Source organism: Tunturiibacter lichenicola (assembly GCF_051013355.1).
Lineage (GTDB): Bacteria > Acidobacteriota > Terriglobia > Terriglobales > Acidobacteriaceae > Edaphobacter > Edaphobacter lichenicola_F.
In genome coordinates this window covers 1,335,868-1,350,142 of the sequence record NZ_CP132944.1, presented here as the reverse complement: position 1 = coordinate 1,350,142, position 14,275 = coordinate 1,335,868, and the positions used below count along the sequence as shown (strand labels likewise).

Annotated in this window: 6 protein-coding genes; all 6 read right to left on the bottom strand. The window is 58.1% G+C overall.

What is annotated here, in order from left to right:
* Positions 1-25 precede the first annotated feature (25 nt).
* The gene (locus tag RBB82_RS05870) at positions 26-1,750 is read right to left on the bottom strand and encodes a hypothetical protein (RefSeq protein WP_433974177.1); all 1,725 of its coding nucleotides are present in this window, start codon (positions 1,748-1,750) and stop codon (positions 26-28) included.
* Positions 1,747-7,173: a beta strand repeat-containing protein gene (locus RBB82_RS05865; RefSeq protein ID WP_433974176.1), complete on the bottom strand. Its 5,427-nt coding sequence runs from the start codon at positions 7,171-7,173 to the stop codon at positions 1,747-1,749. Before RBB82_RS05865 ends, RBB82_RS05870 begins: the two co-directional genes overlap by 4 nt.
* Before the next feature lie 403 nt (positions 7,174-7,576).
* Positions 7,577-10,528, bottom strand: coding sequence for a putative Ig domain-containing protein (locus RBB82_RS05860; protein WP_433974175.1), 2,952 nt, complete (start codon positions 10,526-10,528; stop codon positions 7,577-7,579).
* A 532-nt stretch (positions 10,529-11,060) separates the two neighbouring features.
* Positions 11,061-12,281: a glycosyltransferase family 4 protein gene (locus tag RBB82_RS05855; RefSeq protein WP_433974174.1), complete on the bottom strand. Its 1,221-nt coding sequence runs from the start codon at positions 12,279-12,281 to the stop codon at positions 11,061-11,063.
* A complete protein-coding gene (locus tag RBB82_RS05850; RefSeq protein ID WP_433974173.1) occupies positions 12,278-13,444 on the bottom strand; it encodes a glycosyltransferase family 4 protein in 1,167 nt (388 codons plus the stop codon). Before RBB82_RS05850 ends, RBB82_RS05855 begins: the two co-directional genes overlap by 4 nt.
* Entirely contained in the window at positions 13,419-14,210 is a 792-nt protein-coding gene (locus RBB82_RS05845) for a polysaccharide deacetylase family protein (RefSeq protein WP_433974172.1), read from the bottom strand. Before RBB82_RS05845 ends, RBB82_RS05850 begins: the two co-directional genes overlap by 26 nt.
* Positions 14,211-14,275: the final 65 nt, after the last annotated feature.

Genomic DNA, 14,275 nt, shown 5'->3' with positions numbered 1-14,275 from the left:
CCTATTGGTCTGAGTCAATTATGGGTTAATTCTGAGTGGCCCCAATGTCGTAGCCGCCTGCTGACGGCCTGGGCTTTCCTTCGTAGTCTGATCCAACCTCCGGGAGAGTTGCGCCGGCGCCACGGGCGGGGCTCGATGGAGAGAGATGAACGTTGAAGTTGTCGAGGTCTTTCTCTGAGTTGAAGTGAGGCTGGGATACGAACTTTGGATCGTCGCAACGTTCGCCGGGGTGACCGGTGGGGCAGTGAAGACCTCTCAAACCGTAGAAGATATTGTTGCTTCGGACGATGTGGCCGATTGGTTTTTGAAAGTAGAAGCCGCCGGGGCCTCCGGGTTTGCCACCGAGGTTGTAGGTCTTCGGATTGTCGTAGCCGAGGACGATGTTGTTTTTGAAGATGAGGGTGCTGTTTGAGCAGCTTGCATCCCAACAGTCGATGTCGAAGGTTGTGGGCGCGTAGGTGACGATGGTGTTGTTGGCGAAGAGAACGGTGCCACCCTGGCGGAAGTCGAACGGCAGGGCGTCTTCTGCGCGGCAGAAGTCGGCAAGATGGGCGTTGTAGGTGCTGGGTTGTCCTGGGATGGGTTCGGACATGCGGCGGCAGTTGCCGATTGCGATGTTGTTGGTGAAGACGGCGGGGTTTTCGTTGGCGCCCCACTTGAATGAGCCGCCGCCATTGCCGTAGGCGATGGAGTTTGTGATCTTGAGCGGGCAGTTGTTGCCCTTGTCGCCGTGTCCGAGATCGAGCCCGTCCTGGGTGTTATAGCTGAAGTTCGAGTGGTCGATGTTTACGGCGAGACACATCCCCATTGGAGTTCCGACGCCGTCGCCGTATCCGCCGTTGCTTTGGCCGTAGCAGGAGATGGCTCCGGTGCCGGGATAGGCCTGGTTGCAGCCGTTCCACTCGATGGTGGAGTAGTTGAAGTTCCACACGCCGTTGACGCTCGCTGTGGCGTTGCCGTCATCGAAGTCCCAGCCAGCGGCTCCGTTGTAGGCGATATCACATCGAGTGCAGGTGACGATCCCGCCGATGGGGCCTTTGATGCCGCGGCCGAGGTGGCCGTGAATCCACATGTCCTGGAGGAGGAGGTCGTGGGTGTGGACGTCGGTGATGACGCCGTCGGAGTCGTAGTCATCGACCGGCGTGCTGCGATTGCAGGGGGCGGGGTTGGGGGGATCACCGAAGAAGATGCACTGCGAATGGCGAGTTACTTCGAGGCATTCGACATCCACATACTGAGCGCCCTTTAGGTTGAGAGGCGTCCAGAGGCCAAAGCCGCCGAATATCTGCGTGAGCTTGGACCGATCTGTCGTTCCGTCATGCGAACAGGTTGCATAGTTTTCTCCGAGGATGCGAGTGTGTTGCGCGGCTGTTCCGGAGGGAATGACGGGGTTGCTGCAACTGGAGGTGCCACCACCTAAGCACCAGGTGTAGCCTGCGCCTTTGCCTGTTGCGGCGTCCCAACCGACTCGCCATGGGCCTCCGCGAATGATGACGGTGTCACCTCCGGCGATCACCCATGCGTCGTTGTTGTAGGTTTGGTCGTCCCAGAGGTAGCGGTAGTCGTTGAACGCGCAGTGTTGGTTGGCTCCCTTACGGTAGGGAGCGTCTGCCTTGCCGTCGCACTGCCCTGCGTGTTCTTTTGAAGAGCGCGTGCCTCCATCGTGACGGATGTACCAGGTTTCTGCCGACAGAGGTAGTGAAGCTAAGAGAGCAAAGAACAAGAACAGAGCGGTACGGCGAAGAATCATGGTTCAACGGCTCCCATGGAAGGCGGATTCGGACGATTGACACCGTTGTAGTCGGTGGCCGGCACGCCTGTATAGGTTATCCCGGTTCCCGCCGCTGCGCTGCCAGAGGAGATGTTGAAGTTGAAGGCGTCGAGCTCGGACTGGGTGAAGGTGGTGCCTGTTCCTGCGGGTTGATTGATGAAGTCGGGGGTGACGCACTTCTCGTTGGCGTAGCCGGTGGGGCAGGTGAAGCCGTGCCCGATGCCGTAGTAGATGTTGTTGCTGCGGTTGATTGTGCCTATAACCGTGCCGGAGGTGCTGCCGTTGGGCGCGGGTTCCTGGAAGTACCAGGCTCCGGGGCCGCCTTGCAGGCCGCCGAGGTTGTAGGTGCCGGGGTTGTCGTAGCCGACGACGATGTTGTCGTGGAAGTTGAGTACCGCGCCGCCGCATCCGTTGTTATTACCGCCTTGACCGGGGGAGTCCCAGCAGGAGATATCGAAGATGGTGGGCGAGTAGGTGACGATGGTGTTGTTAGAGATGGTGTAGTTGCTGTTCTGTCGGAAGTCGAAGGGGAAGGTGTCGTCCGCGCGGCAGAAGTCGGTAAGGTTCGCGTTATAGGTGCCTGGTGCGCCTGTGATGGGAGCTGAGAGCCTCATGCAGTCTCCGATGGCGACGTTGTTGGTGATGACAGCGGTGCCGAAGTTGCCTCCGATCTTGAAGGTTCCTCCGCTGTTGGAGTAGGCGATGGAGTTAGTGATGCTGAGGGTGTAGGGTCCGCCAGTGTCGACGTGGCCGAAGTCGAGCCCGTCCTGCGTGTTGTAGATGAACTTCGAGTGATCGATGGTTGCGGAGAGCCCTGTGCCGTGTGGAGTGCCGACACCGTCGCCGTAGCCTCCGGTGCTCTGGCCGTAGCAGGAGACAACCGGGATGGCGTGAACAGCGGGGTACTCCTGATTGCATCCGCTCCACTCGATAGTGGAGTAGAGGAATTGCCAGTTTCCGTTGACGATTGGCGTGGCGTTGCCGTCGTCGAAGTCCCAGCCTGCGCCTCCGTTGAAGGCTATGTCGCATCTGAGACAGGTGACGAGGCCGCCGATGGGTCCCTTGATGCCGCGACCGATGTGGCCGTGGATCCATAGATCCTGCATGAGCAGATCGTGGGTGGTGTTGTCGGTGTGGACGCCGTCGGAGTCGTAGTCGTCGGTGGGCGAGCCGCTGGAGCAGGTGGCAGGGATTGCCGGACTGCCGAAGGCGATGCACTGGGAGTGGCGGGTGACCTCAAGGCACTCCACGTCGACGAATTTTGCGCCGGTGAGGTTGAGAGCTTCCGTGACACCAAAGCCGCCGAAGATCTGGGTGAGTTGTGAACGGGTGGTGACGCCGCCGCTGCTGCAGGCGGCGTAGTTCTCGCCGAGGATGCGGGTGTGCTGGGTGGCTGTGCCTGCGGGGATCGGGGGGTTGTAGCATCCAAAGTTGCCGCCGCCGCCGAAGCACCAGGTGTAGCCTGCGCCGCAACCTGCTCCGCTGCAACTGCCAGGCGCCGCATCGAAGCCGATGCGCCATGGGCCGCCGCGGATGATGACGGTGTCGCCGCCGGCGATGACCCAGGCGTCGTTGCCATAGCTCTGGTCGTCCCAGAGATAGCGGGGATCTTTGAAGGCGCAGTGCTGGTTGGTGCCTGAGCCGGAGTACTTCACGTCTGCTTTGCCGTCGCACTGGCCAGCGGTCTGGTTGGCAGAGTAGCGTGTGCCTCCGTCAGCGCGGATGTACCAGGTCGTTCCGGGGCCGGTGGAAGCTGCCGCGGAGACGGTGATTGATGCAGAGAGTGACTTGGACTGAGAGGGGTTGCTGTTGTCGGCTACAGTCGTGGTGAAGGTGGAGGTGCCGGTCGCGGTGGGTGTGCCAGAGATGGTGCCGGTGGTTGCTGCGAGGGTGAGACCGGTGGGGAGACTGCCTGAAGTGATCGACCAGGTGTACGACGGTGTTCCACCGGTTGCCGATAGCGGCGCAGAGTAGGCTGTGCCATCCGTGCCTGATGGCAATGTGCCCGTTGTGATTGTGAGCGGCGGGGTCGCGGCTGCGACGGTGAACGAGACGTTAGCGGTCGCGGACTGTTGTACTGCGCTCGAATCCTTGACCATCACTGAGACCGAGAAGCTGCCGCTTGTTGTTGGTGTGCCGGAGACGCTGCCAGTATTGGCGTTTAGGTTGAGCCCGGCTGGCAGGATGCCGGAGGTGATCGACCAGACGAAGGGTGCGGTGCCTCCAGTTGCCGCCAAGGACTTCGAGTAGCTGGTGCCCTGTGTGGCGGAGGGCAAGGACGTGGTGGTGATTGAGATTGGTGGTGGTGCAATGACGAACGAGATGGTTGCTGATGTGGTTTGAGCGGGGCTTGATGCGTCTTTGACGGTTACGGTGATGGGGAAGCTGCCGTTTGCTGTGGGTGTGCCGGAGATGAGGCCAGTGTTGGCGGCGAGGCTGAGTCCGGCTGGGAGGCTGCCGGAGGTGATCGACCAGTTGTAGGGCGCGGTGCCTCCGGTTGCTGTGAGGGACTTTGAGTAGCTGGTGCTCTGTGTTCCGGAGGGTAAAGATGTGGTGGTGATTACCAGTGCGGGAGGAGCGATGACGAGCGAGATCGAAGTCGATGCGGTTTCCGTGGGGCTGGAGGAGTCTGTGATGGTTGCGGTGAAGTTGAATGTCCCGTTTGCAGTGGGGATGCCGGAGATTACGCCTGTGCTTGGTGTGAGGTTGAGTCCTGCTGGGAGGCTGCCTAAGGTGATCGACCAGGTGTAGGGTGTGGTGCCGCCGGTTGCCATCAGGGATTTGGAATAACTTGTGCCCTGAGTGCCGCTGGGGAAGGCGGAGACCGTGATCGCCAAGGCTGGTGGTGCTACGACGAGGGAGAGTGGGATGGATCTGGTCTGTGCCGGGCTTGATGCATCCGCGACGGTTGCAGTGATGTTGAAGGTTCCGGTGGCCGTGGGTGTGCCGGAGACGATGCCTGTGGTTGCGCCCAGAGTTAGTCCTGCGGGAAGGCTGCCGCTTGTAATGGACCAGGTGTACGGCGTGGTGCCGCCTGTGGCCTGCAGGCCGCTCGAGTAGTTCGTGCCCTGGGTGCCAGAGGGCAGGGACGAGGTGATGATGGACAGGGCTGGTGGCGCGACTATAAAGGAGATCGGTGCGGATGTAGTCTGCGCGGGACTGGAAGAGTCAGAGACTGTCGCGGTGAAGGTTATGGTTCCGCTGGCGATTGGTGTGCACGAGAGGAGGCCGGTGGCGGCCGCGAGGCTAAAGCCGGCGGGCAGGCTGCCGCTGTTGACGGACCAAGTGTATGGTGCGGCTCCTCCAGTTGCGTTGAGCGTCGCGTTGTAGAGAGTGTTCGTTGTTCCGCTGTGGAGCGTGGACGATGTGATCGCAAGTGGAGATCCTGCTGCGACTACGTTGAGTGGCAACATGGCGGTGGCGGTTTGTGCTGAGGAAGCCGAGTCTTTCACCGTCACGCTGACGGTGAAGCTGCCGCTCGCGGTGGGGGTGCCAGTGACTACGCCTGTGGTTGCTCCCAGGGTGAGTCCGGCGGGCAGGCTGCCACCGGTGATCGACCAGGCGAACGGAGCGTTGCCTCCGTTGATATGGATGGTGCCTGAGTAGCTTGAGCCCTGTGTTCCGGCGGGGAGTGCTGCGGTGGCGATGGTGAGCGTTGCCGGAGCGATGACAAGCGCGACCTGAGCCGACCTGGTTTGTGATGGAGTTCCTGCATCGTTGACGGTGATGGTGAAGTTGAAGGTTCCGCTGGCGGTTGGTGTGCCTGAGACTACGCCCGTTGTTGCGCCAAGGCTGAGGCCCGATGGCAGACTGCCGGAGGTTACCGACCAGGTGTAGGGAGCGGTTCCTCCAGCGGCTTGCAGGGCGTTGGAGTAACCGGAGCCATTGGCGCCGGAGGGTAGTGTCGCGGAGGTGATGGAGAGGGTTGTGGGAGCGATGACGAGCGATATCTGAGCGGATTTGCTCTGGGCCGGGCTCGATGCATCTGAGACGGAGGCAGTGAAGTTGAAGGTTCCGCTGGCGGTCGGAGTGCCGGAGACGACTCCTGTCGTTGCGCCAAGGTTGAGGCCGGATGGCAGACTGCCTGAGGTCATGGACCAGGTGTAGGGAGCGGTGCCTCCCGTGGCCTGCAGAGCATTTGAGTAGCCAGCACCATCTGTTCCGGAGGGCAGCGCTGGAGCGACGATGGAGAGTGTAGCCGGGGAGACGACAAGTGAGATTGAAGCTGATTTAGTTTGCGTGGGGTTTGACGAGTCCGCGACCGAGGCTATGAAGTTGAAGGTTCCGACTGCGGTGGGAGAACCCAGGACTGCGCCGCTGGTTGCAAGGTTGAGTCCGGCGGGCAGCGCGCCTGAGGTGATGGACCAGGAGTAGGGCGCGGTGCCTCCCGCTGCAGTAAGAGTCGCGCTATAGGACTGGTTCAACATCGCGCTGGGCAGGGTGGCGGAGGCGATCGACAGAGGCGCTCCTGCGAACACGATTGAGAACGCGAGGTTCGCGGTGACTGTCTGCATCGAGACGGAGTCTTTTACCGTTACAGCAATCGGGAAGCTGCCGCTTGCAATGGGCGTGCCGGAGATAACGCCGGTGTTTGCGGCGAGGTTGAGACCGGAGGGGAGATTTCCGGAGGTGATGGACCAGAAGTAGGGTGCCGTGCCGCCGGTTGCCTGGAGAAGGGTCGAGTACGCTGTGCCGGTGGTGCCATTAGGCAGAGACGTCGTCGTGATCGTCAGTGGTGCAATAGGAGCGGTCTGAGCTGGTGCCACGGAAAGGGTCACGGTGGCGCTCGCAGTTTGTGAGGGTGTGCTTGAATCGACGAGAGCTACGGCAAACGAATACGTGCCGCTGGTCGTGGGTGTGCCTGAGATGATGCCGGTGGTGGTCGAAAGGGTGAGGCCTATCGGAAGCTGACCCGAAGCGAGGCTCCACGTATAGGCAGGAGTGCCGCCAGTGGCGTCTAACGTTGCGACGTACGGGCTGCCAGCTACGCTTTGAGGTAATGAGGTCGTGGTGAGCGCTAAGGGCGATGTTGTTCCGCTGACCGCGGGCGCGATGACTACTGGCAGTGCTTGCGACTCTGCCATGGTCTGTGGGTCTTGCACCTTTAACTGCGCGGTGGAGGGGGTGGAGAGGTCGCTGCTGCTGATTGTTGCGGTCAGGGTCTGGGGGTCAACTACAGTCGTGGCGAGCGGGGCTCCATTCCAGAGCAGTACGACCGTATTTGAAAAATTTGACCCGGTGACCTTCAGCATCTGGCTCTTGGAGCCGGCTTGAATTGTCTGTGGAACAACCTGATTCATAACCGGGGCTGCTGCTCCAGTTATTCCGGAACCACACCCAACGAAAAAGATGATGAGCGTGAGGCTGATACTCGCGGCGATCTTCTTGATTGCACTTGCCAAGTCGCACCCCATAAAAAGTCTTCAGTCGTACAACGCCGTTACGGCCGTACTCAGGCGCCGAGGCACTCGGAGGAACGTTACCGTTTCAAAATGGCGACGACAGTTCCCCGAACAGCGGGTACGCGTACCACTTCCGTGTGAGCGATGCAGAAGAACCTACTGCAGGCCCATATCGGCATGGTTTGCAGAAAGGTCGCAAATGAAACAGGGGGCACAGCGAAATTAGCGTTACTTATGGTGCTAATTCACTCTCGAAGTATGGTGGAGGTAACCGATGGGGGACATCCCACTTCTGTGTCAGCCCATGATCTGGGGGCTTGATTGACGGGCTTAAACGCAAAAGTCTCCCCTTGACAGGGAGACTTTTGAGATACAAGGAAAATTGAAGGGAATTAGTTTTGGCTTATGGCTCGACAGCTCCGATGGAAGGCGGATTTGGACGTTTGACTCCGTTGTAGTCGACGGACAGGATTCCTGTATAGGTTATTCCGGTTCCATCTGCGGGGCTTCCAGTGGAGAGGTTGAAGTTGAAGTTGTCCAGCTCGGTCGGAGTGAAGGTGGTGCTCTTCCCTGCGGGCTGGTTGATGAAGTCGGGAGTCACACACTTCTCGTTGGCGTAGCCGGTGGGGCAGGTGAAGCCGTGTCCGATGCCGTAGTAGATGTTGTTGCTGCGGTTGATGGTGCCTATGACCGTGCCGGAGGTGCTACCGCTCGGTGCTGCTTCCTGGAAGTACCAGGCTCCGGGGCCGCCTTGTTGGCTGCCCAACGGATAGGTAGCGGGGTTATCGTAGCCAACGACGATGTTGTCGTGGAAGTTCAATGTGGCGCCACCGCACCCGTTGTTGTTTCCTCCCTGACCGGGCGCGTCCCAGCAGGAGATGTCGAAGATGGTGGGAGCGTAGGTCACGATGGTGTTGTTGGAGATGGTGTAGTTGCTGTTCTGGCGGAAGTCGAAGGGGAAGGCATCGCCTGCGCGGCAAAAGTCTTCGAGGTGCGTGTTGTAGGTGCTCGGCGTGCCGGTGACCGGATAGGCCATTCTGTCGCAGTCTCCGATAGAGACGTTGTTGGTGATCGTTGCGGTACCGAAGTTACCACCGATCTTGAAGGTGCCTCCGCTGTTGGAGTAGGCGATGGAGTTGGTGATGCTGAGGGTGTAGGGGCCACCGGTGTCGATGTGGCCGAAGTCGAGTCCGTCCTGAGTGTTGTAGATGAACTTCGAGTGGTCGATGGTGGCGGAGAGGCCTGTGCCGTGCGGTGTACCGACGCCGTCGCCGTAGCCTCCGGTGCTCTGGCCGTAGCAGGAGACGACGGGGATTGCATGGACGATTGGGTATTCCTGGTTGCATCCGCTCCACTCGATGGTGGAGTAGAGGAACTTCCAGTTGCCGTTGATCATCGGTGTAGCGTTGCCGTCGTCGAAGTCCCAACCTGCGCCACCGTTGTATGCGATGTCGCATCTGAGGCAGGTGACGAGGCCGCCGATGGGTCCCTTGATGCCGCGGCCGATGTGGCCGTGAATCCAGAGGTCCTGCATGAGCAGGTCGTGGGTGGTGTTGTCGGTGTGAATGCCGTCGGAGTCGTAGTCGTCGGCGGAGCCACTGACGCAGCTTGATGGGACAGCGGGGCTGCCGAAGGCGATGCACTGTGAGTGACGCGTAACTTCGAGACATTCTACGTCGACATATTTTGCCCCGGTGAGGTTGAGAGCTTCTGTGACACCGAAGCCGCCGAAGATCTGAGTAAGCTGTGACCGGTTGGTGACGCCGCCGCTGCTGCAGGTTGCGTAGTTCTGACCGAGGATGCGGGTGTGCTGAGTAGCTGTGCCTGCAGGGATTGGCGGGTTGTAGCAACCATAGTTACCGCCGCCGCCGTAGCACCAGGTGTAGCCTGCGCCGCAACCTGCGCCACTGCAGCTGCCAGGGGCTGCATCGAAGCCGATGCGCCACGGGCCGCCGCGGATGATGACGGTGTCGCCGCCAGCGATGACCCAGGCGTAGTTACCGTAACTCTGATCGTCCCAGAGGTAGCGAGGATCTTTGAAGGCGCAGTGCTGGTTGGTGCCTGAGCCGGAGTACTTCACGTCTGCTTTGCCGTCGCACTGGCCAGCGGTCTGGTTGGCAGAGTAGCGTGTGCCTCCGTCGGGGCGAATGTACCAGGTTGTTCCGGGACCTGTGGGAGCGGGCGCGGCAACGGTGATTGAGGTGGCGGCAGACTTGGCCTGGGTGGGGTCGCCGTTGTCGGTGACGGTCGCGGTGAAGGCGGAGGTGCCGATCGCAGTGGGCTTGCCTGAGATAGTACCAGAGGTCGCTGCAAGGGTTAGACCGGCGGGGAGCTTGCCTGAGCTGATCGACCAGGTGTACGACGGTGTGCCACCGGTCGCAGTCAGCGGCGCAGAGTAGGATGTGCCTTCGGTGGCTGAAGGCAACGTGGCTGAATTGATTGTCAGTGCAGCCGCACCCGTGCTCGTGACACTTAAAACGACGGCAGCCGATTTGGTCAAAGCTGGGCTTGATGAATCTTTGACAGTAGTGGTGATGGGAAAGCTGCCGCCGTTTGTTGGCTTGCCGGAGATGATGCCAGTGCCTGCTGCAAACGTAAGTCCGGCAGGAAGTTTGCCGGAAGAGATCGACCAGGTGTAGGGCCTGGTGCCACCGGTTGCTGTCAGGGTCTGTGTATAAGTCGTGCCCGTGGTGCCAGACGGAAAGGACGTACTGGTGATGGAAAGTGCCGACTCCTGTACTGTAAGCGAACCAGTGATCGATTTGGTCAGAGCAGGGCTTGATGAATCCTTGACGGTAATCGTTACCGGGAAGCTGCCACCCAATGCGGGCGCACCAGAGACAATGCCGGTGCTTGTGGCGAGGGTGAGTCCGGTCGGAAGCTTTCCGCCGGTGACCGACCAGGTGTATGGAGTGGTTCCGCCGGTCGCTGCAAGGGTTTTCGAGTAATGTGCACCCTTGACCGCGGTTGGTAAGGTTGGGGTGGTAATCGAAAGAGCCGACTCCGCAACCGTAAGAGATGTTGCCAACGATTTCGTCAACGCTGGACTTGATGAATCCTTCACTGTAAACGTGACGGGAAAACTGCCGCCGGTGGTTGGTATCCCGGTGATGACCCCGGTACTCGCTGTAAGACTAAGCCCGCCGGGAAGTTTCCCAGTGGTGATTGACCAGCTAAACGCTGACTTGCCCCCGGTTGCAGCCAGCGCCTTGGTGTAGCGTGCTCCCTTAGTCGCAGTGGGTAGGCTCGTCGTGCTGATTGCTAATGTGGTAACTGCCGACGATACCGAGTCCAGGGTAACAAGGACGAGAGCGAAGGCAATGCTGGCTACAAGGGTCTTAAATATTTTTCCCAAAATACACTCCGTACAAAAAATGCCGGTTAGTCAGATCGCGCAACCTACAGCCAGAAGGAAGCTTGAGCTGAGATACTCGAACGAACGTTACAGGTATGCAGTTACTCCGGTTACCTTTACCAGGTGGCGAAGCGTGCCGCTTCGGGCGAGTAAGGGCAGAAGGCTCATCGGCATGTAGAACTTACCTATGCAGAGAGTTCGAAGTAAGACTGCAAATTAAACGAATGTAGTTAAGAGTGAACTAGATCGGATAGTTCATCCTTGAAATTCTGGGGAACCTAACTCATCCAACTGCTCCACTTTGCGACGCAAGGATCTAAGCCCATGCAGCGCTGATATTGCTGTGTCCGCGGGTTTTCGGGCAACAGGCCAGTTCCAGCAAATTGCATGGAGGATAGGGACAGCGAGAATATAGGGGAATCCGTTCTATATCGAATTAGTCTTGCCTGCCTGAGAAAGATAGCTCGTGGAGCAAATCTTCTAACTCATCAGAACCGGCAGAAAAAATACGACGTAAACAAAGTAGAACGCTTCAGTGGGGTGACTTATTTTTTATATCATGGCCGGGCGGAAATCCGAATAATTTGTAACATTCAATTGTTTTATCTGCAATTGATGACCACGCTCCCGCTCCAAAGTTCATCTGCCGCACATTTTCTGATAGTTGTTGTCGCAGGATTTTGTTCCTGGATAGCTCGATCAATGCGGCGGCAAGCTCGGCTGGGCTTTGAGGCTCAACCAGCAAGGCATTTTCCCGGTCGGTGAGCAGTTCGCGAAAGACCGCGAGATTACTGGCTACGATGGTTTTTCCTAGAGCGAGGCCGGTTGCGAGTGCTCCACTGGTTGTTATGGCACGGTAGGGATAGACCACGATATCGGCTGCCTTGTAGAGAGCTACGAGTTCCTCCGTTGAGATGAAGCGTGGGTGTAACTTCACACGCTTGAGGTCAAGGTCGCGGATCTGAACGCGAATCTGTTCGAGTAACTCCGGTGGGCCAGTGCCCGCGATCAGTAGGCAGGCGTTGTCCACCGAGGCTTCAACCTGCTGCCAAGATTCAAGAAGAAGATCGATCCCCTTGTAAGGTGAGATGATCCCCTGCCATAACACTAGGAGCTTTTGGGGGTCGAGCTCAAAGCTTTGCAGGGTCTGGTCGGGATTGCCTGGTGTGAGGTCGTAGAAGAACGGTCCGTGAGGAATGACCGATATTTTTTCTTCGCGTATGGAGTATTCCGAACAGAGCCTCTGCTTGATGCTGTCGGAGTGGCAGATGATGTAATCAACAATTTGGTACAGGCCATAGTAGGTCCGTCTATGCGTCTCGCCAGTGTTATGGGGAAGGAGGTCGTGAATGGTGAGCACAATCTTCGAGCGCCTGCGACATAGTTGCACGAACCAGAGATCGAAAGGGAGACGCGAGGTCAACATTGGTAGAAACTGCACGTGAATCACGTCAGGCGGGGAGACGAGAAAACGTGCTGTCAGAGCAGATAGGTTGACGATTGACTCCAGAAGCTTGAGGACTCTGCGTAGCAGGCGTGGAAGTTTGAATCGACCGACTATATTCAAAAGTCCCGGGTCGAGATTGATGCCTCGACTAGAAAAGCAAGTTGGATCGAGGTAGTAGGAGATCGAACCGACGGTTAAATCGACGTTCTTATTGAGGAGCGCCTTCGATAAGTACGCCGTGTAGTAGGGTACGGTCGCCCAGAGATCCATCATGAAGATCTTCGGCTGCCGGGCGTCTTTGCTCACTTTGTTTTTCCTTGTGAAGGAGCTGGATCCTTGAAGGATTTGGCTGTGCTTTTATCTTGCGTCGAAATCGCGTCTTCGTAGACTTGGAGATAGTCAGCTGTCATTCGCTCCGCAGAAAACTTTTCTTCGACGAGTTTTCTTGCGGCTGTTCCTAAACTCATTCGACGTGCTGGATCTCTCAATAGGTTTGCGATTTCGGATGCAAGTGCTTCGATTTTTTCAGGAGGGAGCAGCACTCCCGTGCGGCCATCGAGCACTACGGTTGGCACGGCGCCGACAGCGGTGGCAATGATGGGCCGTCTGCTTGCCATCCCCTCTAAAATTGCGATTGGTAGCCCCTCCTGGCGTGAGGACGATACCATGATGTCGAGAGAAGCATAGACGGAGGGCATGTCATCACGGCGGCCTAACATCAATACACTCTCTCGAATTTTCAGCTCGTCAATGAGCGATTCGAGCTTGTCGTGGTCTGGGCCTTCGCCGACCACTACAAATTTTGCGGACGGCAGTTCGACAAGGACGCGCGCCGCAGCACGGAGGAAGATGTCGACTCCTTTTTCGTTCGCAAGTCTGCCGATCAAGCCGACGATCGGCGAATAACCCGAGGTGGACCCTTCCTGTAGCGACGGAGTGGCATTGTCGAACGGGCGCAGGTCGATACCGTTTTCGACGAGATGAATCTTGTCTTCGCGGACACCTGCTTTCAATAACCTCAGGGTTACTTCGTCCGAGACACCCACAATCGCCGCGAAGTTGCGAAGCACCATCCGATCCGCCATTCCGTAGAGGGAGACGAACAGATCGCTGTCGTACCAGGTATGGCAAGTCGAGACGAGCGGTATCGAAGACCTGCGTAGTGCAATGTAGGTGTAGATGTCTGCCTTGTAACCGTGGGCGTGGACTATATCCGCGCTTGTGCGAACGGCGAGACTTCGAATACTCGCGACGACGGTTCGATCGATCTGCCCCTTGCAGGGAATCAAATGCGATTCGATGTGTTCTTTGGTAGCTGCCTCATGAAGTTGTAGGTTCGGGTTTGCGGAGTTGGAAAAGACGCCCAGCACGCTTGAATGTGCGCCCTCATTCAGGGTGCGCGACAGGTTGAGAATCACGGCCTCCGCACCGTACATTCCGCCGCTACTGATGATGTGCAGAATCTTCACGTGCAGTAGCGTCTCCCATGCTGGTTTCTGTCTCTTGTCGATTAACGAGGCCCCAAAGTTTTTCGTACAGGCTGTCTCCGAGCAGAGCTTTCGCGGCTGTTTTCATTTGATGCTGTCGCCCCAGGCTGGATAAAACGCTGCTCTTTGGCTCAAAAAGCTGCTCGAACCACTCCAGTGTCATATCCCCGCGTACGTTCAGGCGGCCGATCATAGCTCCTGCTGGTCGCGGCTCACGTTTCGGGGCTGATGTGAAGATCTGCGTGTAACCCGCGTCACGGCACGCTTGAATGACACGCGAATTTGCGCGGCCGCCTGGCAGGGACATCGTGGTGATGGATGTTCCCAGCTTGTCTTCCAGCGTCAACCTCGCTTCGGCCAACTCCTTTTGTAACTCTGCCGGACTGCAATGGGTCAGAAGAGTGTGTGTCCAGCCGTGCGCCCCAATCTGTTGGCCCGCTTCATGCAGTGTGCGGAGTTGCTGCCAGTCCATGTAATGCGGTCTCTGGCCTGTCCAGCCAACAGTGATGAAGAACCATGCCTGGATTCCGCGCGAATGAAGAATGGGCAGTGCAAATTCGAGGTTCGAGACGTGTCCGTCGTCGAAGGTTACTTCAGGAAACAATCCCGGCTCTTTTCTACTTCGAAGTTTTAGAAAGAGGTCACACTGTTTTTCAAAAGCTGCCGTCTCTACGACGTAGGAGTAGTCGCTTCTGCGTGGCCGCAGTTCGTGGTAGAGAAGGTACAAGCTTTCTGACAGCTGGGTCACCGGATTGATCTCGATTCAACAACAATGTTTTTATCTCAAACGAATTCGAGCTGCATCGGGTAAAT